The sequence below is a fragment of the Nonomuraea sp. K271 genome (assembly GCF_009908215.1).
Taxonomy (GTDB): Bacteria; Actinomycetota; Actinomycetes; order Streptosporangiales; family Streptosporangiaceae; genus Nonomuraea; species Nonomuraea longispora.
On record NZ_JAAAHR010000023.1, the window covers coordinates 34,868 to 57,328 of the forward strand.

Genomic DNA, 22,461 nt, shown 5'->3' on the forward strand with positions numbered 1-22,461 from the left:
CGCCGGGTTTCTTACCCTCTGTAGCGGATCGTGCACTTAACGGTTCTTCCAGGCGTCTTGACGACTTTGCTGGATGTCCGGCGATCGGCGGGTAGGAGATGCCCATGCGCCACAACGTGCTGGCTTGTGACTATGACGAGACCCTGGCCCGCGGCGGCCACGTGGCCGAGACGACGATCGAGGCGCTGGAGCGGCTCTCCCGCACCGGCGTCAAACTCGTGCTGGTCACCGGACGCGAGCTCGACGACCTGCTCTCCGTGTTCCCGCACCCCGGCCTGTTCAATGCGATCGTCGCCGAGAACGGCGGCCTGCTGTACGACCCGGGGCAGCGCACCTGCGACGCCCTGGCCCCATCTCCGCCCGCCGCGCTGACCGACCGGCTGCGCAGCGAAGGGGTCAGCCCGCTGGGTGTGGGGAAGGTGGTGGTCGCCACGCGCGAGCCGAACGACGTACGCGTGCTGGCGGCCATCCGCGAGCTCGGGCTGGAACTGCAGGTGATCTACAACAAGGGCGCCGTCATGGTGCTGCCGCCCGGCGTGAACAAGGCGAGCGGCCTGGCCGCCGCCCTCGACCGCCTGTCGTTGTCGCCGCGCAGCACGGTCGCGGTCGGCGACGGGGAGAACGACCACGCGTTCCTGACAGCCGCCGAGTGCGGCGCCGCCGTCGCCAACGCGCTGCCCGCGCTCAGGAACTCGTGCGACCTGCGTCTGGCGGGCGAGGCCGGCGACGGGGTGGCCGAACTGGCCGCGATGATGCTCTCGGGTGACCTGGACGCGGTGGAGGTGCCGCGCCGGCACGTCCTGCTCGGCCATCGCGACGGCGAGGAGGTGCGCCTGCGGCCGTACGGCTCCGGGCTGCTGGTGGCCGGCCCCTCGGGCAGCGGCAAGTCCACGGTGACGACGGCTCTGCTGGAGCGGCTCGTGGGCGAGGGCTACCAGTGCGTGATCGTGGACCCGGAGGGCGACTACGCCGACTATCCCGGCGTCACCGTGCTCGGCGACCCCGACCGGGTGCCCGGCGTCGAGGAGGTCGCGCACGTGCTGGAGCAGCCGCGGCAGAGCGTCGTGGTCAACCTGATCGGCCTGCAACTGCGCGACCGCCCCGCGTACTTCGCCGAGCTGCTGCCCCGGCTGACCGGCGTACGCGCCAAGCTCGGCCACCCGCACTGGGTGGTGATCGACGAGGCGCACCACCTGCTGCCCGCCGAGGCGCGGCGCGTGCCGCTGGGCGAGGCCGCCGACCTCGGGTCGCTGCTGATGATCACCGTGCACCCCGAGGCGGTCAGCGCCGAGGCGCTGCGCCTGGTGACGGCCACGATCGCGGTGGGCAAGGAGCCCGAACGCACGCTCGCCGCGTTCGCCGAGGCCCTCGGCGAGGAGACTCCCTCGTTGGAGCCGGTCGACGGGGGCGACCTCGCGCTGTGGCAGCGCGGGGATGAGACGGCCCGGCACCTGACCCTCACTCCCGCCACCGTCGACCGCACCCGCCATCGCCGCAAGTACGCGGCGGGCACCATGGCCAAGGACAAGAGCTTCTACTTCACCGGGCCGGGCGAGCGGCTGCGGCTGCGGGCGCGCAACCTGCACACCTTCGTCGAGCTGGCCGAGGGCGTGGACGACGACACCTGGCTGCATCACCTGCGCAGGGGCGACTACTCGCAGTGGATCCGCGACTGCCTCGGGGACGCCGGCCTGGCCGACGAGGTGGCGGAGCTGGAGCGGGCGGAGGCGCCGGAGGCCGTGGAGAGCAGGCAGCGGGTGGCCGACCTCATCGGTGAGCGCTACACGCTCCCCGCCGAACCCACCGCCTTCGACCCGGACCACGACGACCGCTGACCGGCCACGCCACCGATGCTCCAGCGGTAGTCCAGCGGATTGCTTTGACAATCAAACCTTCCATTGATTAGAGTTTTTGATTGTCAAGGCAAACCGGCGTTGCAGCGCAGGCTTTCCAGCGGCACCCCGCACCGACCCCCATCCGGGGGACGCTGCTGTGCCTGTTGCTGACTCACCGCACGACTCTCAGTCAAACAAGGAGACAACCATGATCCTCGTCACTGGAGCCACCGGCAGTGTCGGCCGCCACGTCGTCGACGGGCTACTCGAGGAAGGCCAGTTCGTCCGCGCGATCAGCAGGAACCCCGACGGCGCCAAGCTCCCCCCATCGGTCGAAGTCGTCGCGGGCGACCTCGCGATCCCCGAGGCGCTCCCGCTCGACGGCGTCAGGACGGTCTACCTGGTCGCCATGGGCGACCGCCCGCACAGGACGGCGCAGGTGCTGGCGGACGCCGGCGTCACCACGGTCGTCCTGCTCTCGACCAGCGAAGTGCTGGACGACACCGACGAGCAGCCCGGCGCCATCGCGGCCCGGCACGCCGCGTTCGAGGACGCGCTCGAGCGGTCCGGGATGTTCTGGACGTTCCTGCGGCCGAACGAGTTCGCGGGCAACGCCCTGCAGTGGGCCTCCCAGATCCAGGAAGGCGACGTGGTCCGCGCGCCGTACGGTGACGCCTGGTCGGCGCCGATCCACGAGCGCGACGTCGCCGCCGTGGCGGTGCGCGCCCTGGTCGACGACCACCTCCACGGCGCCAGACTGGTGCTCACCGGCCCCGAGGCGATGACCCATCGCGACCAGGTCGGCCACATCTCGGCGACGCTGGGGCGGCCGCTGGCGTTCGAGGAGATCCCCGCCGCCGCCGTACGCGAGAAGATGGTGGCCTACGCGCCGCCGGAGATCGTGGACGCCCTGCTCGGCCGGCTCGCCGAGACCGTGGGCAAGCCGCCGACGGTGACCACCACGGTCCAGAACGTCACCGGCCGCCGGCCGCTCACCTTCCGCGAATGGGTTGCTGAGCATGAGCCCGAGTTCCGCTAAGCTCTGTCCATGCGCCAGCACCTCATCGACGAGCTCATGCTGGCTCTGACGGACCTGCAGAACGCCTCCGAGATGGCCGACGCGGCCGTCTCGGAGCGGCTCGGCCTCAACCGCACCGACTCCCGGTGCGTGGCCTATCTGATCACGCGAGGTCCGGTGGCCTCCGGCGAGCTGGCGGAGCTCGCGGGCCTCACCCCCGGCGCCCTGACGGTCGCCGTCGACCGGCTGGAGAAGGCCGGTTTCGCCGAGCGCGTCCGCGACCAGGCCGACCGGCGGCGGGTGCTCATCCGTCCCACGGAAAAGGCCCGCGCGCTGGCCCGCGACTCATGGGGGCAGGCGGTCAAGGAGGCCGAGGCCCAGTTCGCCGCCTACACCGACGAGCAGCTCGTCCTGCTCACCGAGTTCCTCAAGGGCCAGGTGGCGCAGCAACGGCGCAACGCCGAGCGCGTGCGCGACTCCTCCACCTGGTCGTGACGGTCCTCAGCCCCGCACCTCGATCGTGCCCGTGGGGCAGCGCCGGGCGGCCCCCCGCACCCGCTCGTGCAGCGCGGCCGGCGGCTCGGGAAGGAGCACCATGACGACGCACTCCTCCTCGTCCAGCCCGAACACCTCGGGCACGGTCAGCGCGCACAGCCCGCTGCTGCAGCATTTCTCCGGATCAACGGTGACGTGCATGTCACTCACCAGGTGATCGGGATCTCGACCAGGCTCTCGATGAGGGTCCCCTCCGTGCGCCGCAGTTCCTCAGGCGGGATCGCGAGGCGCAGGGTGGCAAACCTGCGCAGCAGTGTTCCCAGCGCGGTCTCCAGCTCCACCCGAGCCAGCGCGGCGCCTACGCAGAAGTGCGGTCCGACGCTGAAGGTGAGATGGGGGTTGTCCGCGCGGGTGATGTCGAGGTCGTCGGGCCGGTGGAAAACCTTCTCGTCCCAGTTCGCCGACTCCACAGCCGGGATGACGCCGGACCCCTTGGGGATCGTCACGCCGCCTACCTCGATGTCCTCGGTCACGTAGCGCAGCATGGACAGCGAGCCGCTCATGAGCTTCCAGCGCAGCAGCTCCTCCACAGCGCCCGGCAGCAGCGACTCGTCGGCGCGCAGCGCCTGCACCTGGCCGGGCTCGGCAAGCAGCTTGGCCACGGTCAGTCCGAGCTGGCTGGCGGTGGTCTCGTAACCGACGAGCAGGAGCAACCGGCACCACCAGTGCAGCTCGTACTCGCTCAGCCGGGTGTCGTCCTCGTCGTGAACCTGGATCAACGCGCTGACGAGGTCGTCGGCCGGCCGTTCGCGCTTCTCCTCGATCAGCGTGCTCATGTACGCGTTCAGCTCGCCCAGCGCGCCGTGGATCTCCTCCCTGGTGTACTTGCCGGTGGACAGGAAGTGGTCCGTCCACCGGCGGAAGCGGCCCTGCTCCTCCGGCGGGACGCCCAGCAGGTCGCAGATGACGCGGATGCTCAGCGGGAACGCCAGCTCCTCCGACACGTTCACGGGCGGGGTCTTGGCCGCCATCGCCTCGATCAACTCGTCCGTGATCTCTTGGACCCGCGGCCGTAACCGCTCCACCCGCGTCGCCGTGAACGCCTTCATCACCAGCCGCCGCACACGGGTGTGCTCCGGTGGATCAGGATCCATCTTCGAGTCCTGGAACATCATGTTGTTCTTGGACACCCTCGGGGCGTCCGGCCGGTTGAGGTTACGGCTGACCCTCGGGTCCGTCAGCACGCTCTTCACGTCGTCGTACCGCGTGACCAGGTAAGCTTCGTCGCCGCTGGGGAGGATCACCCGCTGTACGGGCGCCTCCCGGATCGTGCCCAGCTCCTTGGGGACGGCGAGCGGTCCAGGGCGGCTGAACGGGTACGGGATGGGATTGGCGCTCACGGCTGCCTGCCTCTCTTGAATCGTTCACCACGCGACGGGGACCTCGCGGAGGCCCAGGTCCAGCGGGCTGTCATGGTGGCGCAGCGCGCTCGGCGGCACGGCCAGGCGCAGGGTCGGCACCTTGCGGATCAGGGCTTCCAGCGCCACCTGCAGCTCCAGCCGGGCCAGCGCCGCCCCCATGCAGAAGTGGGGCCCGGCGCTGAAGACGAGGTGCTGGTTGTTCTTCCTGGTGATGTCCAGCCGCATCGGGTCCGGGAAGACCGACTCGTCGAGGTTGGCGGACTCCAGGATCGGGATCAGTCCGGAGCCCCGGGGGATCGTCACGCCGCCGACCTCGATGTCGTCGGTCACGTAGCGGAGCATCGACAGCGAGTGGCCGGCGATCTGGCAGCGCAACAGCTCCTCGACCGCGTCGGGGATCAGCCCCGGGTCCTCACGCAAGCGTCCGAGCTGGCCCGGATGGGTGAGCAGCAGGACGGTGCCGCTGCCGAGCTGCGTCGCCGTGGTCTCGAACCCCGCCAGCAGCAGGATCACGCACCAGACGTGCAGCTCATGGGCGCTCAGCCTGCCGTCGTCCTCGTCGTGCACCCCGATGAGAGCGCTGATCAGGTCGTCGCCGGGGTCGCGGCGCTTGCCCTCGATCAGTTCGCCCATGTACTGCCAGGCCTCACCCAGCGAACCGCGGAAACGTGCCTGGTCCTCCGGCGGGACGCCGAGCAGGCCGCAGATGACCTGCAGGGTGAGCGGCACGGCGAACGCCTCGTGCAGGTCGACCGGCGGGCTCTGCTTGAGCAGGTCCGTGACCAGTTCCTCGGCGACCTGCCGCACGTGCGGGCGCAGGGCCTCCACACGGGTGGCGGTGAACGCCTTGGCCATCAGCCGCCGCATGCGGGTGTGCTCGGGCGGATCGCGATCGATCCGCGGGTTCTGGAACACCTTCGTCTTCTGCTCGGTCATGCGCGGAGCCCCCGGACGGTCCCGGTTACGGCTCACGCGGGGGTCGGAGAGCACCCGGCGGATGTCCTCGTACCGCGTCACCAGGAACGCCTCGTCACCGCTCGGCAGGGTCACCCGGACGACCGGCTCCTCGCGCAGCGTGGCCAGCTCCACGGGCGGCTCGGCGGCGCCCGGCCAGGCGAACGGAAACCTCAGCGGCGAGGACTGCATGGATCGTCTCCCCATCAACGACGGATCACCGTGATCCCCATCGTGGTGGGAGCCGCTTGAGGGCGGGCCGAGAAGCGCTGGAGGTGCAGGCCCTCGCCTCCAGCCATCCTCTAACAGGCCCTGAGATGGTGAGCGCGATCACGCAGTCGTCGTCGAGGGAAGGTGGCCCATGCGTGTCTTGTTCGTCACCACGAACTGGGGTTCGCACTACTACCATCTCGTCCCGCTCGTCTGGGCGATGCGCGCCACCGGCCACGAGGTCTACGTGAGCTGCGAGCCGTCCTTCGCAGAGACGATCGTGCGTTCAGGGGCGACCGCCGTTCCGACCAGCCGGGACGTCGACCAGGACGAGCTGATGAAGCGGGTGCTGGCCGATCCTCCCGACTGGCCGGACATCGCCCCCGAGGGCGTGTCCCAGGAGGAGTGGGACGGCAGCTGGCGCGCCGTCTCCCGGCGGGCTTTCCCGATGTTCGCCGAGCTCGCCGGGGAACTCGCCGGCGACGTGCTGCGGCAGACCCGGGCGTTGCGGCCCGACCTGATCGTGTACGAGCCGACCAGCTTCGTCGCGCCCCTGGTCGGCGCGGCCATGGGGATTCCCGCGGTCCGCCATGTGCTGGGGGTGGACGTCATCTACATGGCGCGTAACATCGTGCCGCTCGTGCTGCGTCCGCTCGCGGACCGGCTCGGCGTCGGCGACGTGGACATCCTCGGCCTGGCCACGATTGACAACTGCCCGCCGGCCATGCAGCTGCCGTCGCAGGTGAACCGGATCAGAACGCGGTTCGTACCGTACAACGGCTCGGGGGCGATGCCGGACTGGCTGCTCGAGCCGTCGCCCCGGCGCCGGGTGGGGGTCAGCTGGGGTCTGTGCGCCTCGGACCGCGGTCGCGGGTTCCTGGTGCCCGAGCTGGTCAAGGCGCTGTCCGAGTTCGACGTCGAGGTCGTCGTGACCCTGTCCGCCGCCGACCGCAAGAACCTTCCGGAGGGCGAACTGCCGGGCAACGCGCGGGTGGTGGAGTCGCTGCCGCTGCACCTGCTGATGCCGTCGTGCGACGCGATGCTGCACCAGAGCGGCATCAGCACGATGCTGACGGCGCTGAGCTACGGCGTGCCGCAACTCGTGCTGCCGCAGATGCCAGACGAACTCATGGAGTCGCGACCGCTCATCGCCGCCGGGGCCGGCATCGCGGTGGCCCCGGAGGCCGGGCTCGACACGATCGCCGAGCGCGCCGCCGAGCTGGTCACCGTGCCCTCCTACCGCGAGGCCGCAGGCAGGCTGCGCGAGGAGATCAGGCGGCAGCCCTCCCCCACCGAGACCGTCAAGGAGCTCGAAGCCTTCGTCCGGGGCTGAACGTCCCGAAGCCCGTCACGTCGATAGGAAGGTGCCAGCCCGTGATCGAATCAACCCAGCAGCCCGTCTCTCCCGCGGAGGCGGTCTTCCGACTGTCCAACGGCATGTCCGTCGCAGCCATCGTGCTGGCCGCGGCCCGCCTCCGGATCGCGGACGCGGTCGGCGACGGACCCCGGTCCGTGAGCGACATCGCGGCAAGACTCGGTGCCGACGAGGACGCCCTGACCCGGATGTTGCGCGCACTGGCCGCGTTCGGCATCTTCCGTCAGGTGGACCCCACCACGTACGTTCACACCGAGATGTCGCTCGCCATGCGTACGGACCACCCGGAGCGGCTGCACGACAGGCTGATGACCGGCGGCGACTGGGGCTGGACGATGTGGGGCAGGCTCCCGGAGGCGATCCGGACCGGGGAGCGCGCCTTCGACAAGGAGTACGGCACCGACTTCTTCGCCTATCTCGATGCCGACCCGGACGCCCAGGACATGATCTACAACGGGGTGACCGCCTGGTCGGACCAGATGCTGCCGAGCATCGTGGACGCCCTCGACCTCACAGGAGTGCGCACGTTCGCCGACATGGGAGGCGGGAAGGGCGCCCTGCTCCGGCTGTTGCTCCAGCGCCACCCGCACGTCGAAGGGCTGCTGTACGAGGACGAGCGCACGCTGCGCGTGGTCATGGACGACCTCAGGACCGGTGAGCTGGCCAGTCGCTGCCGGCTGGCGTCCGGCGACTTCTTCGAGAAGGTGGAACACGCGGCCGACCTGTATCTGTTCAAGCTGACCCTGCACATGTACGACGACGAGAAGGTCGCCAGGGCGCTGCGCAACTGCGCGGCGGCCGCAGCGCCGGGCGCACGGGTCGTCATCGCCGACCCGATGCTGACCGATCCGCCGCAACATCCGTTCGCGCCGAGCATGGACCTGCACATGCTGCTGGTCATGGGCGGGCGTGAACGCACGGAGAGCGGCTACAGGGCCGTGTTCGAGCGGGCCGGGATGCGCTTTCGCGGTGTGACACCCACCGACAGCGTGCTGTTCCTCGCGGAGGGCGAAGTGGTGGGCTGAGTCCGCAGATCACAGGGCGGGCGGCACACGCGGCCGCCCGCCCTTTCGTGTTCCCGATGTCACCAGGGGATCTTCCGCCGGCTCCGGAGGAAGACCCCCGTGGGCCCGTCGTCGGGGAGGGTCGCCGCCCAGACGACGTCCGTGGCGGCGTCCTGCGGCGTCTGCTCCGCGTCCGGGTACATCCGGGTGCGCACCCTGCCGGGGTTGACGGCGTTCACCAGGACGCCACGGTCGCGGGCCTCCGCGGCGAGCAGCACCGTGACGGCGTTGAGCGCGACCTTCGACACCGCGTAGGCGGGGGCGCCCGCGAACAGGCCGTTGCTGAACGCGCCCGCGCCGCTCGACACCATGACGATCCGGCCCCAGCCCCGCGCCAGCATGCCGGGCAGGAACGCCTGGCTCATCCGCCAGGCGCCCAGCGTGTTGACCTGGAGGTGCCGCTCCACCAGCTCGAGCGGCACCGACGCCGGCGAGGTGCCGCCGTCGAGCAGCACGCCGGCGTTGTTGACCAGGATGTCCGCCGCCTTGACCTGCTCGAAGCAGCGGCGCACGCTCGCGCCGTCGGTGATGTCGAGCTCCACCGCCAGCGCGCCGTCGCCGCACGCGGCTGCGACGCGCTGGACGCCGCGCTCGTCCCGCCCGGCTACGATCACCCGGTGCCCGAGCCCGGCGAGCGCCTCGCAGACCGCCTTTCCGATGCCGCGGCCGGCCCCCGTCACCAGTGCGGTCCTGCGGATCGACGTGCTCACGCCGATCCGGCCCTGTCGGCGACCGGTTGCTTCGCCTCGCCCTCCGCGGTGAAGCGCAGACGGCGTCCGAAGCCGGCCACCAGGAAACCGACGCAGATGGCGAGCGCGCCGACGCCCAGGTAGTAGTACTGGTCGGGAACCACCTCGGCGATGTGGACGATCTGGCTGCTCAGCCCCGCGCCCAGGGCACTGAAGAGCCAGACGAGACCGATCGTGCGCCCGATGAACGTCGAGGAGGTGACCTCGGCGGCGGCGGCGATCCCCACCGGGCCGATGATGACCTCGCCGCAGGCGATCAGGAAGAACACCGACAACAGCCAGAGGGGCGACACGGAGTTCCCGCCTTCGGCCGACGCGGCGGCGCCGCACATGATGACGAAGCCGGTGCCGGCCAGGATCAGGGCCGCTCCGAACTTCATGGCCGAACTGATCTTGGCGTCGAAACGCACCCACAACCAGGCGAACACCGGCGCGGAAACCAGGATGAAGAAGGGGATCGCGGACTGGAACCAGCTGCCTGGGAGAACGAAGCCCAACAGCTCGCGCTCGGTGGAGTGCTTGGCGAAGAGGTTGAGCATCGATCCCGCCTGTCCCGCCAGCATCCAGAACAGCGAGAACGACAGCAGCAACCAGAAGAACGCGCTGAGACGCTGCCGGCCGCCGCCGTCCAGCTCCGGGTTGCGCGAGAGAAGCCGGAAGTAGAGGAACGGCACGGTCAGCGCGACCAGGCCGAAGAGGCCGATGAGGTGCATGGGGGCGAAGGTGCCGGCGACCACGTCCACCGTGATCAGGGCGGCGAGCACGACGACGGCCGTGACCCCCCGGCGCAACATCTTCGCGCGCTCCTCCTCGCCGGCCGGATGCGGCGCGAGCTGACCGACCTCGCCGAAGTGGCGCGAGCCCATCGCGAACTGCGCGACACCGAACGTCATCCCGACGCCCGCGGCGGCGAAACCCCAGTGCCAGCCGAGTGTCTCCCCGAGGAAACCGACCACCAGGGGCGCGATCAGCGCACTGATCTGGATGCTGACGTAGAGGATGGAGAAGGAGGCCTCGCGCTTGGCCCGCTGACCGGTACCGAAGAACCCGCTGATCAGCGCGAACATGTTGGGCTTGAGCAGGCCGGTGCCCAGCGCGATCAGCACCAGGCCCGCGTAGGAGCCGACGTCTCCCGGGACGGCCATGCTGTAGTGACCGAGCGCGATGAGCACGCCGCCCCACAACACCGCCCGCCAGGCGCCGAAGACCCGGTCGCCGAGCCATCCGCCGGGCAGGGAGAGCACGAAGACCAGGCCGATGTAGGCGCCGAACAACGCCGAGGCCTCGCCCATGGACAGTCCGAGCCCCCCCTCGTCCCTGCCGGAGGCGGCGTACAACGTGAGGATGGCCATCATCCCGTAGAAGCTGAAACGCTCCCAGATGTCGGTGAGGAAGATGGTGGTGAACCATCGCGGGTAGCCAAAAGCTGATCTTCCACTCATGTCGCGCTCCAGGCGGCAATCGAGGAGCATGCTCCTCATGATCTTGAAGAGGGTCTGACGACCCCTGTTCAGCGGCTCACGAGCAGCCGCCGTGCTCCCGCAGGATGGGCAGGAGCCGGTTCGGCTCGGTGGGGAGGAGGTCCGGTCCGGCGTCCTCGGCGGCCATGGTCGCGGTCTTGGCAGCCGTCACCTGGTCCAGGGTCATGCCCATGAAGTAGACGATCTCCTCGTGGTTCGTCGTCTCGGCGAAGCTCTCGAACCCCGTCTTGTAGTAGAGATCCACCCGCGTCGGAAGCGGTGACAGATCCGGGTCACGGCCCGCGCGCAACTCGGCCACGATCTGCGGCACCGGGAAGCCCAGTTCGACCCCCCTGCGCAGGTGGTAGCGCTCGCCCTCCACCTCGACCAGGGGCGGCGGCGGAGCCGTACGGCGCTCGCCCTCCTTGTGGTAGACCGGCAGGGTGAGCAGGTCGTACCTGAAGATCTCGTCGAGCAGGGCGGCGGTTCCGCCGGGCAGCGTCGGGCTCATCGACTCGGCCCACCACCGTCCCAGCAGGTCGCGGGCGTCCTCGCTGCCGTAGAGGTAACCGAGGGCGGGACCGTACGCCTGCTGGTCGGCGGCGGCCAGCGCCTGCGCCGTCAGCAGCGGCGCCGCCCGCGGGTCGTCGCTCTTCTCCACCCACGACTCGAAGTCACGCAGGATCTGGGACTGGGTCAGGCCGGCCAGCCTCAACGCCGGAACCCAGATGTTGCGCAGCACCATGTACTCCGCCATGATCCGCGCCCAGTACAGGAAGCGCTGCATGCGCTCGTTCTCTTCGAACGTCATCGTGTTGTGGCTGAGCACGTACTCGAAGTCGTCCGTGTCCCCGCGGACGGAGACGATGCCGTATTGCGCCTTCTTCTCCGAGTACTCGGTGTTGGGCAACATCAGGAGCGGATAGACGGCGATGCGCGAGACCTTGCGGGCCAGGCGGTCGTAGCCCTCGAAGAAGGAGTCGATCGTCTCGCCCGGCGCTCCCCACAGCAGCTCGGCGTAGCATTCGAGGCCCTCTTCGCTCAACCAGGCGACGAGGTCCTCCCACGCGTTGACCTTCATGTTCTTCCGGTTCATCTCGCCCAGGGCGGTGTCATTCAGCGTCTGCAGGGCGAGGGTGAAGGAGCTGCGCAGCCCGGCCTGCTTCATCTTCCGCACGATGGAGTAGAAGACCTTGGACTTGTTCTTCGCCCACGAGCTCTCCAGAGCCTTCGGATAGCCGTACCGCTCGCGGATCTCGATCAGGTCGTCGACGAACTCCTCGTCGATGGGCAGCAGGCCGAAGTTGGCGTCGCACAACGCGATCGTGTGCACGTTGAGCTTCGCGAGGAGCTCCAGCTCCTCCCGCAGCCGGTGTCTGGAGAACGCCCGCACGCGTTGCCCGGTCGCGCCGCCCCAGTAACAGAACGAACACTTGTACGGGCAGCCGCGGTTGGTCTCCATCAGCGCCACGTCGTAGCGGAATCCGCCGTCGTCGCCGGTCAGTTCGATGGCCCCGGTGAGGATCGGCGACGGGATGATGTCGAGGTCACTGATCCGTTCCCGTTCCGCCGTCGTCACCGTGGCGCCGGACACGTCGCGAAAGGAGATTCCGGAGATCGCGTGGAGGTCGTGCCGCGAGCGGCCGTCCAAGCAGGCGCCGAGCAGGTCGCGGAAGACGAGCTCGCCCTCGCCGTTGACGATGACGTCGACGTCCGGGAACATGCCGAAGACGCGGTCGGCCTGGTTGGCCACGTGCGTCCCGCCGAAGATGATCCAGCCGTCGGGGTTCAGCTGTCTGAAGGTCTCCGCGAGCGTGCCGAAGGCCCGGTAGTTCCAGCCCAGGACCGAGCAGGCGAGAATATCCGGCATCTCTCCCCTGAACAGGTCGGCGGCCATGACGGGCAGCGTCACCGCGCCTCGGTAGTTGCAGATTCTGATATCTGTCCCAGCCGCTATCCGGGGCTCGGACAAAGCCGTGGACTTAAGATATCCAGCGGCCAGCGGCATGGACTCGTACGGCATGTCCCAGACGCCTTGCTGAAGAATGTTGACGACGATCCGGCCATCGGCTTGCATGTAGATCTCCCATCGCGATCTACTAAATCCCGAACAGTCCCATCAATAAACGACGGACCGCTCGCGAATAACTGGAGCCGGGTTGGCGCGACGGTCGAATGCGACGTCGCCCGGCTGGATCACTCCCATTTCGTCGATCAGCGCCGTGGTGTGCTTGGCCGCCCGGTACACCGGATGGCCGAGCACCTCGAGGAGGAAATCGCGGGTCGTGCACATTCCCGGGCCCTCGACGTGGAACTCCTCCAGCGCGCGCTCCGCCCGGGCGATGGCCTGGCGCCGGTCGGGAGCCCAGACGGCGACCTTGGCGAGCAGCGGGTCGTAGTCCGGCGTCACCCGCATCCCAGGCTCCCCGTGGGTGTCCACCCGGACGAACGGCCCCGCCGGGGTCACGAACCGCCGCACGGTTCCCGGCGTGGGCAGGAAGCCCCGGCGCGGGTCCTCCGCGTTGACCCGGCACTCGATGGCCACCCCCCGGGGGACGATGTCCTCCTGCCGATGGGCCAGCCCGTATCCGGCGGCCACCTGCAACTGCTCGCGCACGAGGTCGATGCCGGTCACCATCTCCGTCACCGGGTGCTCCACCTGGATGCGGCAGTTGACCTCCATCGCGTGGAACCCGTCCTCGTCGTCGACGAGGAACTCGTACGTCCCCGCGCCGGCGTATCCCACGGCCTGGGCGGCCCGTACGGTGGCGGCGCAGATGCGGTCGGCCAGCTCGCGCGACAACCCGGGCGCCGGGGTCTCCTCGACCAGCTTCTGCCTCCGGCGCTGCACGGAGCAGTCGCGCTCGCCGAGGTGGATCACGTTGCCGTGGCCGTCGCCGAGGATCTGCACCTCGATGTGCCGGGCGTTGTCCAGGTATTTCTCCAGGTACACCCGGGAGTCGCCGAACGCCGTCTGGGCGCCGGCCCTGGCCTGGGCGTACTCGCGGGCCATGTCGCGGGGATCCCGTACGACGCGCATGCCCCGTCCCCCGCCGCCCGCGACGGCCTTGAGGATCACGGGATAGCCGATCTCGGCGGCGAGCGAGCGTGCCTGCGCCAGCGTCGCCAGCGGCTTGGAGCTGCCCGGCAGCACCGGCAGCCCGGCCGCCCTGGCGATGTTGCGCGCCTCCGCCTTGTCGCCGAGCCTGGCCAGCACGGAAGGGGCTGGGCCGATGAAGATCAGCCCCGCGTCCTGGCAGATCTCGGCGAAGTCCGGGTCCTCGGACAGGAAGCCGTAGCCGGGATGCACCGCGTCGGCCCCTGCCTGCAGGGCCGCCGTGACGAGCGCGGCCGGGTTGAGGTAGCTGCGCCGCGCCTCCGACGGCCCGATGCAGACCGTCTCGTCGGCGAAGCGGGCCACCATGGAGTCCCGGTCGCTGTCGGAGCACACGGCGACGGTGCGGATGCCGAGCTCACGGCAGGTACGGGCGATGCGCAGCGCGATCTCGCCGCGGTTGGCGATGAGAACCGTCGAGAACATGCGTTCCTCTCGTTCAGTGGCCGCTGTCCGGGTCGTGGGGTTCGAGCACGAACAGGGACTCGCCGTACTCCACCGGGTCGCCGTTCTTCACGAGCACCTCGACCACACGGCCTGGCCTGTCGGCGTGGACCGCGTTCATCAGCTTCATCGCCTCGATGATCGCCACCTGCTGTCCGGCCTCGACCGTGTCTCCGACCTCGACGAACGCGCTGCTCTCCGGGGAGATCGCGCGGTAGAAGGTGCCGACCAGGGGCGCCTCGATCACGATGGCGTCGGGCGAGTCGCGCGCGTCGGCCGCCGCGGTCCCCGCCGCCGCGCCGTCGGCCTGGGGTGCGCCGGGGTCGCCGGCCTGGACCGCGACCGTACCGGGCCATTCGAGTTCGACGCTCATGTCGCCCGCCTGCACGCGTACACGTTTCAGCGGGCCGGGGGCCGTGTTGAGGATTTCGCCGGCGTGCCTGCACAGCTCGCCGATGCTGGTGTGCTCGTCGGTCATGTGTTCCTCGCGTCCTCGATGCCGTAGCGGCGGAAGCGGCGCCTGCGGCGTTCCACCAGTTCGCGGGGGGGCAACGGGGTCAGCTCGGACAACATCGCGCCCAGGGCGGCGCGCAGGGTCTCGGCCGCGGCCACCGGGTCCTCGTGCGCCCCGCCCGCGGGCTCCGGCAGGACCGCGTCGACGATGCCCTGCCGGAGCAGGTCGCGGGCGTCGAGCCGCAGTGCCGCCGCGGCGCGGGGCGCCTCGCCCCGGTCCTTCCACAGGATCGCCGCGCAACCCTCGGGGCTGATCACCGAATACACCGCGTTGGAGAACGCGAGCACCCGGTCCGCGACCGCCAGCGCCAGCGCGCCGCCGCTGCCGCCCTCGCCTGTGATCACGGACACGACCGGCACCTTGAGCCCTGACATCAGCCGCAGGTTCTCCGCGATCGCCCACGCCTGGCCGCGCTCCTCCGCCTCGACGCCGGGATGCGCCCCCGGCGTGTCCACCAGCGTGACGACCGGCAGGCCCAGCTTCTCCGCCAGCCGCATCAGCCGGGCCGCCTTGCGGTAACCCTCGGGCAGGGCCATGCCGAAGTTGCGGCTGACCCGCTGGGCGGTGTCGTGGCCCTTCTGGTGCCCGACCAGGACGATCGGCCGGCCGTCGAGGCGGCCGAGGCCGCCTATGATCGCGGGACAGTCGCCGGAGAGCCGGTCGCCCTTCAACTCCTGGAAGTCGTCGAGCAGCTGGTAGACGTAGTCGAGCGTGGTGGGGCGGCCTTCATGCCTGGCCAGGCGCACCACGTGCCAGGGCTCGTGCTCCGGCAACTCGCCGGGGTCACGGACCAGCCGCGCGGTCCTGGGCCCGCGGGCGCGCGGCGCGTCCTGGCGCACCATGCCGAGCAGCGCCCCGAGCACGGGCCGAAGGGCGGACCGCGGCACGACGGCGTCGAGGAAGCCCCGCGCCTGCATGAACTCGGCGCTCTGGAAGCCCTCCGGCAACTCCTGCTGGATCGTCTGCTGGATCACCCGGGGCCCGGCGAAGCCGATGCGCGCCCCCGACTCGGCCAGAATGACGTCGGTCAAGGTCGCGAAGGACGCCGCCACGCCGCCGTAGGTCGGGTTGGTGACGAGCGAGATGGTCAGGATCCCCGCTTCGTCCAGCTCGGCCAGCGCCTGTGCCGTCTTCGCCATCTGCATCAGGGCGTAGGCGCCCTCCTGCATACGAGCGCCGCCGGAGGCGGTGACCAGGAGCAGCGGCGTGCGCGTGCGCAGCGCCGTCTCGCAGGCCCGGACGATGCGTTCACCGACGCCCGCACCGAGGCTGCCGCCGAGAAACCGGAAGTCCATGACAGCGGCGATCACCGGGTGGTTCATCACCGAGGCGGTGACGCAGGTGACCGCCTCACCCGCGCCGGTACGCTCGCGGGCCTGCCTGAGCCGGTCGGGATACGGCAGGGAGTCGGTGAACCCGATCGGGTCCTCGACGGTCGAGGGGGACTCGAAGGGCACGATCGAACGGTCGTCCAGCAGGTGCGCCATCCGTTCCGACGCGTGCAGCCGGGAATGCGCCCCGCAGCCCGGGCAGACGCCCAGATCGCGCTGGTGTCGCTTGACATAGACGAGTTCGCGGCACTCGGGACAACTGATCCACTGTGCCGCCTCGGAGGTCTCCGTATGCACTCCCACGCCCAGCAGCTTGGTCCGGGCCTCTCAACGACCACTGGTCAACGGCTGTAGGGGCGGCGTCCGGCGGCGGCCGTCGCTCCACGAGTCCTCGAGCGACCGTGGAGTGCGACCTTCGACACTCCGGCCTGTGTCCGTCGGAACTTCGGTGGGATCGCACCTCATGCGTCCGCACGACGACATGCCGCGGCGACGGGCCCCGTACATCGAACCGCAGGGAGTTCCCTATGCGTTTTCTTCCCGACTCGCGCGAGCCGAGGGTGGCGATCGTGGGTTTCGGCTACGTCGGCTGCTGCCTCGGCGTGACGCTGGCCGAACAGGGCCTGCACGTGACGGGCATCGACCGTGATGCGCGGCTGATCGCCCAACTGGAAGAGGGGCGGTGCCACATCTCCGAGCCCGGGCTGGCCGAGGCCCTCACGCGGCTGCGCGGCACCTCGCGGCTCACCTTCAGCACCGGCTACGACGCGATCGAGAGCGCCGACGTCATCGTCATCGCGGTCGGCACCCCGATCGGCGAGGACCGCTCACTCGTCACGCGGCAACTGGAGGAGGTCTGCGCCGAGCTGGCGCCCCGGCTGCGCCGCGGCCACCTGGTGGTGCTGAAGAGCACCGTCGCTCCTGGCACCACCCGCGGTCTCGTCCGGCCGCGGCTGGAGACCGGCGGGCTGGTCCAGGGCGACGATTTCGGCCTGGTCTTCTGCCCGGAACGGCTGTCGGAGGGCAACGCCCTGTCCGAGTTGCGGGCGCTGCCCATCATCGTGGGCGGCTGCGACACGGAGAGCACGCACTCGGCGACCGAGTTCTGGAAGCGGGCACTTGACGTACCGGCGTGGGAGTACACCTCCCCGGAGGTGGCCGAGATCGTCAAGCTGGCCGACAACTGGTGGATCGATCACAACATCGCCCTGGCCAACGATCTGGCCCGGCTGTGCGACGCCTTCCATGTCGACGTCCTGGAGGTGATCGGGGGCGCCAACTCGCTGCCCAAAGGCGGCGGTCACGTCAACATCCTGCTGCCCAGCGTCGGGGTGGGCGGCTACTGCCTGACCAAGGATCCGTGGATCACCTGGAACGCGGCCCGCGAACACGGGGTACGCCTCAGAACCGTCGAGACGGTGCGCGCCGTCAACGACGCGATGCCCGGCTACACCCACGAGACGATCTGCGCCGAGCTGGCGCGGGCGGGACGGCACCCGGACGGCGCGAAGGTCGCGGTGCTCGGCGCCGCGTTCAAGAACAACACCGGCGATCTGCGCAGCACGCCGGTCAAACCGGTCGTCGACGGCCTGCTCGCCGCCGGCGTCACGGTGTCGCTCCACGATCCGCTCGCCGATGCGGAGGAGCTCCGCGCGCTGACGGGCGTCGAGCCGTCGGCGTCCCTGGAGGAGGCCGTGGCCGGCGCCCACTGCGTGGCCGTGCTCGCCGGCCACGAGCCGTTCCAGCAGCTCGACTTCGCCGCCTTGCGCGAACGGGTCTCGACGCCATGCCTGATCTTCGACGGGCGGGCCTACTACCCGCAGGAAACCATCGAGCACGTGCGGCGGCTGGGCTTCACCTACCGCGGAATCGGACGGTGAGGGCATGTCCAGGATCGTGGTCACCGGAGGATGCGGGTTCATCGGCAGCCATCTCGTCGAACGGCTGGCCGCGGAGGGGCACGAGGTGATCGCCTATGACACGTCGTCGCCACCGCCCGACACGCCGCTGCACAACCTGAGCAGCGTCCGCTACGTCAAGGACGACATCACCCACGAGTCGTCGCTGGCGAACGTGATCGCCTCCGACGTCGACCTGGTGTACCACCTGTCGGCCGTCGTCGGGGTCGACCGCTACCTCCGGCAGCCGCTCGACGTCATCGACGTCAACGTGCTCGGCACCCGCAACGTCCTGCGCAGGGCGCTCGAGGCCGGCGTCAGGGTGGTGGTGGCCAGCACCAGCGAGATCTACGGCAAGAACCCCCAGGTTCCGTGGTCCGAGGAGTCCGACCGCGTGCTGGGCGTCACGTCGGCCGATCGGTGGACCTACTCCACGAGCAAGGCGCTGGCCGAGCACATGACGTTCGCCCTCGTCCGCGAGCAGGGTCTCCGCGCCACGGTGGTGCGCTACTTCAACGTGTACGGCCCGCGCCAGAGGCCGGCGTACGTGGTGAGCCGGAGCATCCGGCACGTCCTCACCGGCCGGGCGCCGGAGATGTACGACGGCGGCGGCCAGACCCGCTGCTTCACCTACGTCGACGACGCGATCGAGGGCACCGTCCGGGCCGCGTCGAGCCCGGCCGCGGTGGGCGAGTGCTTCAACATCGGTTCCCACAAGGAGACCACCATTCGCGAGGTGATCGAGCTGGTAGGGGAGGCGGCGGGGTTCACCGGCCGCAACGACCACCTGGACACCGGGGCCGCTTTCGGGGCCGCCTACCAGGACATCGAGCGCCGGGTCCCCGACACGGCCAAGGCGCGCGCGATGCTCGGCTGGCAGTGCGCCGTCCCGCTGCGGGAGGGCATCGCCAGGACGATCGAGTGGGCCCGGCAGAATCCCTGGTGGCTGCACGGGCCCGCCGACTGATCACCATCCGGCCTTGATCGCGTCCACGATGTGCCGGCGGTCCTCGTCGGACACCCATCTCCCGACCGGCAGGCACACCAGCTGCTCGACGGCCCGGTCGAGCCCTGGCAGCAGGGACGCGTACCGGCGCAGCGCCGTGTGACGGTCGTTGCGCTCGTGCACCTGGCTCACCATGACGCCGGCCTCGGTCATGTGCTTGACGAACGCGTCCTTGCCCTGCACCAGCAGCGGGTAGACCCAGAAGGAGGACTGCCTGTCGGCCGCGCGCTCGGTGACACGCACCCCGTCGGCCGTGGCCAGCTCGCGGTCGTAGAAGGCGGCGTTGTCGCGGTAGCGGCGGATCACCTCGTCGGTCTCCGCCAGGTTCGCCAGACCGATGGCCGCGTTGATGTCGTTCATGTGGAACTTGTAGCCCCACTCCGGGATGTCGGCGCGGACCAGGCCGCGTCCGGGCGCCGAACGGTCGATGCCGAACCACCTGAGCCGCCTGGCCCGCTCGGCGAGCTGCGCGTCGGGCAGCACCATCAGCCCTCCGTCGCCGGTGGTGAAGTGCTTGACCGACTGGAAGCTGTAGACCGCCACGTTGCCGTGGTTGCCCAGCGGCGTGCCGCGGTAGGTGGCGCCCCACGCATGCGCGCAGTCCTCGATCACCGGCGGGCGGAAACCGTACGCGGCCTCCGCCTCGTCCAGGATGTCGCTGAGGCGGGCGAGGTCGACCGGATAGCCGGCGAAGTGCACGATGACGATCGCCCTGGTGGCCGGGGTGATCTTTCTGGCCAGGTCGTCGAGGTCCACGTTGAGCGTCATGGGATCCACGTCCACCCACTTGGGACGCAGGCCGTTGGCGAGGATCGCCCAGTTGGCCGCGACCATGGTCAGCGGCGTGGTGAGGACCTCACCTCCGTCCGCGCCCGTGCCGGTTCCCGTAGGGTCGGTCACCAGCCGCAGGGCGAGGTGCAGGCCCGAGGTGCCGCTGTTGACCGTGGCGACGCATGGGTTGCCGATGCGCTCGCGCAGCGCCTGCTCGAACTCGTCGACCACCGGCCCCTGGCCGATCATCCCGCTGGCGAGCACACGGGACACCGCGGCGCCCGCCTCCTGCGACATCTCCACCCGCATCAAGGGGATCACGCGTGCCTCCCCGCGAGCGCGTCGGCTTCCCTGCACAGCTCCTCATGGCGTGCGCGGCAGTCGGCGTAGCGAGGCAGCACACCGCGTTCCCTCGCCTCACGCAGGCTGGGAGCGCCGCGGTCCTTGGTGGACAGGAGCCGCTCGCTCTCCGGCGGCCACGGCAGCGCCAGCTCGGGGTCGAGCGGGTCGACCAGGATCTCCTTGTGGGGCGCGTACGTGCTGGAAACCAGGTAGACCACGGTGGCCTCCTCAGTCAGCGGCGCGAAGGCATGGGCGTGCCCCTCAGCGAGGTACAACCCGTGCCTGTTGCCGTCGCCCAGCCGGACCGCCTCCCACTCGCCGAACGTGGGCGAGCCGACCCGGATGTCGACGACGATGTCCAGGATCTCGCCATGAGGGCAAGTGATGTAGCGGGACTGCCCGGGCGGCAGCGAGAAGGCGTGGATGCCCCTGATCGTGCCGCGCCGCGATCGCGAGCAGTTCACCTGCGCCACCCTCAGCGGGTGACCGACGGCCTCGCGAAAGGCCGGCTCGCTGAAAACCTCCAGAAACTCACCCCTGGCGTCCGGGAAAATCTCCGGCTTGATCAGGAAAGCACCGTCGATTCCGAGTGGGTCGATTTGCATTTCGCGCCCTTCTCACCTGATCGTCATCCGACAACAGTGAATATGCCAGCGTCGATGGGCGCGGGCAATCCCCGTACGCGGCTCTGCCGATAGTCGAGCGCGGCACCAGTGAGAAGAGATTCCGTTTCCAGCGGGAGTCACCAGGATAACGCCGTGCACCGTTCCCAGAAACGGCGCCGGACAGCGGAGTCAGCCGTCCGGCATTCCGAAAAATGCGATCGCGGTAAAAGGGACGTCTCATGCCTAAGTCATGGTCGTACAGCTTCCAGTACAAGACCGGGATGGCCCGCTGGGCCGGGCGCCTGGGACTCGAACTGCGGGACCTGGTGACGTCGGGCCGGATATCCCCCGAGACGCATCCACGGGTCGTGGACCTCGGCTGCGGGCGCGGCGAGGCCGCCGTCTTCCTCGCCAAGCGCGGTTTCCGGGTCGTGGGAGTGGACTTCTCCTCCGTGGCGCTGAACGAGGCCAGGGCGGCCGCGGCCAAGGAGGGAGTCGCCGACCGTTGCCGGTTCGTCAAGGGCGATCTGACCGCTGCGCACATCCCCGGCGTGGAGGGGCCCTTCGACCTGGTGCTCGACCTGGGAACGCTCGACGACCTGCAGGGACGGGCACGGGAGGCGATGGCCGCCACGGTCAAGCGGCTGTCGGGCCCCGGCAGCCTGTACTTCCTGTGGTGCGTGCACCACGGCGGCGATCTGCCGTTCACCCTTAAGGGCATCCTGCTGCGGCTCAACCCGAAGCTGGCGCCGGGCGAGGAGGACGACCTCTTCGGCGACGTCTTCAAGATCGAGCGGCTGCCCTCGCCCCCGCCGTCATCGTACTTCGCCGGCTTTCTCATGACCCGTCAGTGAACGCACACGGAAAGGCAGGCAGCGTGACCGGCCCATGGCGCATCGACACCCACAATCACGCCGTACCACCGAAGATGCAGCGGTGGGCTGTGCAGGCCGGCATCCTGCCGCCCGACCAGTCGAAGTGGCCGACCTGGGCGCGATGGAGCCAGGCCGCCACCGAGCAGGTCATGGAGGAGAACGACATCGCAGCCGCGGTGACCTCCTCCCCCGCGCCGTTCGAGGTCTTCAAGGACACCGCCCAGGTCGCGACCGGCGCCAGGGTCATCAACGAGTCGCTCGCCGACCTCGTCAGGGAGCAGCCGCAGCGGTTCGGCTTCTTCGCCTATCTGCCGCTGACCGACGTCGACGCCGCGCTGGCCGAGGCCGACTACGCCCTCGGCACCCTCGGAGCCGAGGGCGTGCTCCTGTTGACGCACGTGAACGGCACCTATCTCGGCGACCCGTCGTTCGAGCCGCTCTTCGCCGAACTCGACCGGCGGCGCGCGGTGCTCTTCGTGCACCCGCAGTTCCTGCCGGGCGGCACACCGCCGGGAATTCCCGACTTCATGGGCGACTTCCTGCTCGACACGACCAGGGCGGCGCTGAGCCTGATGATCGGGGGCACCCTGGAGCGGCACAGGAACCTGTCGGTCATCCTGTCGCACGGAGGCGGCTTCCTGCCGTACATGGCGGCGCGGATCGACTCCCGCTCGCATGACGAGGAAGGCGTGGACCCCGCGACCCTGCGCTCCTACGTGCGGCGCTTCTACTACGACACCGCCATGCCCACCTCGCCGTACGCGACGCCGACACTGCTCGCGGCCGCCGACCACTCGCGCATCCTCTACGGGACCGACTACAGCATGCGGACGGCCGAAGCCACCCGATACGTGACGGACGGGCTGGCCGGCGACCCGGTGATCGGGCCGCAGTTGCACCGCGCGATCGAGCGCGACAACGCGCTGCGCCTGCTCCCGTCGCTGGCCGAGCGGATGAGCGTCACCGTCTGACCACGGGC

21 protein-coding genes are annotated in these 22,461 nt (G+C 69.9%); 10 read left to right on the forward strand and 11 right to left on the reverse strand.

Going from position 1 to position 22,461, the window contains the following annotated elements; all coding sequences use genetic code 11:
• Nucleotides 1–104: 104 nt before the first annotated feature.
• From GUY59_RS10935 to GUY59_RS10945, 3 genes are all read left to right on the forward strand, one after another.
• Nucleotides 105–1,835, forward strand: a complete 1,731-nt coding sequence (locus tag GUY59_RS10935; RefSeq protein WP_138200397.1) for an HAD-IIB family hydrolase — start codon at nucleotides 105–107, stop codon at nucleotides 1,833–1,835.
• A 208-nt stretch (nucleotides 1,836–2,043) separates the two neighbouring features.
• Nucleotides 2,044–2,874: an SDR family oxidoreductase gene (locus GUY59_RS10940; RefSeq protein ID WP_138200398.1), complete on the forward strand. Its 831-nt coding sequence runs from the start codon at nucleotides 2,044–2,046 to the stop codon at nucleotides 2,872–2,874.
• Between the two features lie 9 nt (nucleotides 2,875–2,883).
• Nucleotides 2,884–3,348 (forward strand): MarR family winged helix-turn-helix transcriptional regulator, encoded by a 465-nt coding sequence (locus tag GUY59_RS10945; RefSeq protein ID WP_138200399.1) that lies wholly within the window; start codon nucleotides 2,884–2,886, stop codon nucleotides 3,346–3,348.
• Nucleotides 3,349–3,354: 6 nt separating this feature from the next.
• On the opposite strand, the gene GUY59_RS10950 is transcribed toward GUY59_RS10945, so the two are convergent.
• The 3 genes from GUY59_RS10950 to GUY59_RS10960 are packed head-to-tail and all read right to left on the reverse strand — an operon-like array spanning nucleotide 3,355 to nucleotide 5,915.
• Nucleotides 3,355–3,549 (reverse strand): ferredoxin, encoded by a 195-nt coding sequence (locus GUY59_RS10950; RefSeq protein WP_132332375.1) that lies wholly within the window; start codon nucleotides 3,547–3,549, stop codon nucleotides 3,355–3,357.
• A gap of 5 nt (nucleotides 3,550–3,554) precedes the next feature.
• Nucleotides 3,555–4,748 (reverse strand): cytochrome P450, encoded by a 1,194-nt coding sequence (locus GUY59_RS48490; protein ID WP_138200400.1) that lies wholly within the window; start codon nucleotides 4,746–4,748, stop codon nucleotides 3,555–3,557.
• Between the two features lie 24 nt (nucleotides 4,749–4,772).
• The gene (locus GUY59_RS10960; protein WP_138200401.1) at nucleotides 4,773–5,915 is read right to left on the reverse strand and encodes a cytochrome P450; all 1,143 of its coding nucleotides are present in this window, start codon (nucleotides 5,913–5,915) and stop codon (nucleotides 4,773–4,775) included.
• A 169-nt stretch (nucleotides 5,916–6,084) separates the two neighbouring features.
• On the opposite strand from GUY59_RS10960, the gene GUY59_RS10965 reads away from it, so the two are divergent.
• Entirely contained in the window at nucleotides 6,085–7,266 is a 1,182-nt protein-coding gene (locus GUY59_RS10965) for a nucleotide disphospho-sugar-binding domain-containing protein (protein WP_138200402.1), read from the forward strand.
• Nucleotides 7,267–7,307: 41 nt separating this feature from the next.
• The gene (locus GUY59_RS10970) at nucleotides 7,308–8,333 is read left to right on the forward strand and encodes a methyltransferase (protein ID WP_138200403.1); all 1,026 of its coding nucleotides are present in this window, start codon (nucleotides 7,308–7,310) and stop codon (nucleotides 8,331–8,333) included.
• Nucleotides 8,334–8,392: 59 nt separating this feature from the next.
• Here GUY59_RS10970 and GUY59_RS10975 read toward each other — a convergent pair whose 3' ends face one another.
• The 6 genes from GUY59_RS10975 to GUY59_RS11000 all read right to left on the reverse strand — a co-directional run bounded on the left by GUY59_RS10975 (nucleotide 8,393) and on the right by GUY59_RS11000 (nucleotide 16,288).
• On the reverse strand, nucleotides 8,393–9,082 hold the full coding sequence (locus GUY59_RS10975; protein ID WP_252374893.1) for an SDR family NAD(P)-dependent oxidoreductase: 690 nt from the start codon (nucleotides 9,080–9,082) through the stop codon (nucleotides 8,393–8,395).
• Nucleotides 9,079–10,563 carry a peptide MFS transporter gene (locus tag GUY59_RS10980; protein ID WP_161714482.1) on the reverse strand — a complete coding sequence of 495 codons (1,485 nt, stop codon included), beginning with the start codon at nucleotides 10,561–10,563 and terminating at the stop codon, nucleotides 9,079–9,081. The genes GUY59_RS10975 and GUY59_RS10980 overlap by 4 nt, the downstream gene beginning before the upstream one ends.
• Nucleotides 10,564–10,639: 76 nt before the next feature.
• A complete protein-coding gene (locus GUY59_RS10985) occupies nucleotides 10,640–12,658 on the reverse strand; it encodes a KedN5 family methylcobalamin-dependent radical SAM C-methyltransferase (protein ID WP_138200405.1) in 2,019 nt (672 codons plus the stop codon).
• Nucleotides 12,659–12,700: 42 nt separating this feature from the next.
• Nucleotides 12,701–14,122: an acetyl-CoA carboxylase biotin carboxylase subunit gene (locus GUY59_RS10990; protein ID WP_138200406.1), complete on the reverse strand. Its 1,422-nt coding sequence runs from the start codon at nucleotides 14,120–14,122 to the stop codon at nucleotides 12,701–12,703.
• A gap of 13 nt (nucleotides 14,123–14,135) precedes the next feature.
• A complete protein-coding gene (gene accB, locus GUY59_RS10995; protein ID WP_138200407.1) occupies nucleotides 14,136–14,618 on the reverse strand; it encodes an acetyl-CoA carboxylase biotin carboxyl carrier protein in 483 nt (160 codons plus the stop codon).
• Nucleotides 14,615–16,288, reverse strand: a complete 1,674-nt coding sequence (locus tag GUY59_RS11000; RefSeq protein WP_252374894.1) for an acetyl-CoA carboxylase carboxyltransferase subunit alpha — start codon at nucleotides 16,286–16,288, stop codon at nucleotides 14,615–14,617. The genes accB and GUY59_RS11000 overlap by 4 nt, the downstream gene beginning before the upstream one ends.
• A 224-nt stretch (nucleotides 16,289–16,512) precedes the next feature.
• Here GUY59_RS11000 and GUY59_RS11005 point away from each other — a divergent pair, with 224 nt between their 5' ends.
• Both GUY59_RS11005 and GUY59_RS11010 read left to right on the forward strand, forming a co-directional pair.
• Nucleotides 16,513–17,865: a nucleotide sugar dehydrogenase gene (locus GUY59_RS11005; protein ID WP_138200408.1), complete on the forward strand. Its 1,353-nt coding sequence runs from the start codon at nucleotides 16,513–16,515 to the stop codon at nucleotides 17,863–17,865.
• A 4-nt stretch (nucleotides 17,866–17,869) separates the two neighbouring features.
• Nucleotides 17,870–18,850, forward strand: a complete 981-nt coding sequence (locus GUY59_RS11010) for an NAD-dependent epimerase/dehydratase family protein (protein WP_138200409.1) — start codon at nucleotides 17,870–17,872, stop codon at nucleotides 18,848–18,850.
• On the opposite strand, the gene GUY59_RS11015 is transcribed toward GUY59_RS11010, so the two are convergent.
• Both GUY59_RS11015 and GUY59_RS11020 read right to left on the reverse strand, forming a co-directional pair.
• Nucleotides 18,851–19,981, reverse strand: a complete 1,131-nt coding sequence (locus tag GUY59_RS11015) for a DegT/DnrJ/EryC1/StrS family aminotransferase (RefSeq protein ID WP_138200410.1) — start codon at nucleotides 19,979–19,981, stop codon at nucleotides 18,851–18,853.
• Entirely contained in the window at nucleotides 19,978–20,586 is a 609-nt protein-coding gene (locus tag GUY59_RS11020; protein WP_252374896.1) for a dTDP-4-dehydrorhamnose 3,5-epimerase family protein, read from the reverse strand. The genes GUY59_RS11015 and GUY59_RS11020 overlap by 4 nt, the downstream gene beginning before the upstream one ends.
• Between GUY59_RS11020 and GUY59_RS50645 the strand changes: the two genes are divergently transcribed.
• The 3 genes from GUY59_RS50645 (at nucleotide 20,485) to GUY59_RS11030 (ending at nucleotide 22,453) form a co-directional block, all read left to right on the forward strand.
• Entirely contained in the window at nucleotides 20,485–20,700 is a 216-nt protein-coding gene (locus tag GUY59_RS50645) for a hypothetical protein (protein WP_246063731.1), read from the forward strand. The two genes, GUY59_RS11020 and GUY59_RS50645, sit on opposite strands and share 102 nt — an antisense overlap.
• A 146-nt stretch (nucleotides 20,701–20,846) precedes the next feature.
• On the forward strand, nucleotides 20,847–21,461 hold the full coding sequence (locus tag GUY59_RS11025) for an SAM-dependent methyltransferase (RefSeq protein ID WP_138200411.1): 615 nt from the start codon (nucleotides 20,847–20,849) through the stop codon (nucleotides 21,459–21,461).
• Nucleotides 21,462–21,484: 23 nt separating this feature from the next.
• Entirely contained in the window at nucleotides 21,485–22,453 is a 969-nt protein-coding gene (locus tag GUY59_RS11030; RefSeq protein WP_132332347.1) for an amidohydrolase family protein, read from the forward strand.
• Nucleotides 22,454–22,461 lie beyond the last annotated feature (8 nt).

Excerpts from the sequence above, each read along its gene's own strand:
- GUY59_RS10980 (WP_161714482.1), bottom strand. The coding sequence starts at position 10,563 with ATGAGTGGAAGATCAGCTTTTGGCTACCCGCGATGGTTCACCACCATC.
- GUY59_RS11010 (WP_138200409.1), top strand. The coding sequence starts at position 17,870 with ATGTCCAGGATCGTGGTCACCGGAGGATGCGGGTTCATCGGCAGCCAT.
- GUY59_RS10935 (WP_138200397.1), top strand. The coding sequence starts at position 105 with ATGCGCCACAACGTGCTGGCTTGTGACTATGACGAGACCCTGGCCCGC.
- GUY59_RS10940 (WP_138200398.1), top strand. The coding sequence starts at position 2,044 with ATGATCCTCGTCACTGGAGCCACCGGCAGTGTCGGCCGCCACGTCGTC.
- GUY59_RS10960 (WP_138200401.1), bottom strand. The coding sequence starts at position 5,915 with ATGCAGTCCTCGCCGCTGAGGTTTCCGTTCGCCTGGCCGGGCGCCGCC.
- GUY59_RS10965 (WP_138200402.1), top strand. The coding sequence starts at position 6,085 with ATGCGTGTCTTGTTCGTCACCACGAACTGGGGTTCGCACTACTACCAT.
- GUY59_RS11025 (WP_138200411.1), top strand. The coding sequence starts at position 20,847 with ATGCCTAAGTCATGGTCGTACAGCTTCCAGTACAAGACCGGGATGGCC.
- GUY59_RS11005 (WP_138200408.1), top strand. The coding sequence starts at position 16,513 with ATGCGTTTTCTTCCCGACTCGCGCGAGCCGAGGGTGGCGATCGTGGGT.
- GUY59_RS10990 (WP_138200406.1), bottom strand. The coding sequence starts at position 14,122 with ATGTTCTCGACGGTTCTCATCGCCAACCGCGGCGAGATCGCGCTGCGC.
- GUY59_RS10950 (WP_132332375.1), bottom strand. The coding sequence starts at position 3,549 with ATGCACGTCACCGTTGATCCGGAGAAATGCTGCAGCAGCGGGCTGTGC.
- GUY59_RS10945 (WP_138200399.1), top strand. The coding sequence starts at position 2,884 with ATGCGCCAGCACCTCATCGACGAGCTCATGCTGGCTCTGACGGACCTG.
- accB (WP_138200407.1), bottom strand. The coding sequence starts at position 14,618 with ATGACCGACGAGCACACCAGCATCGGCGAGCTGTGCAGGCACGCCGGC.
- GUY59_RS10985 (WP_138200405.1), bottom strand. The coding sequence starts at position 12,658 with ATGCAAGCCGATGGCCGGATCGTCGTCAACATTCTTCAGCAAGGCGTC.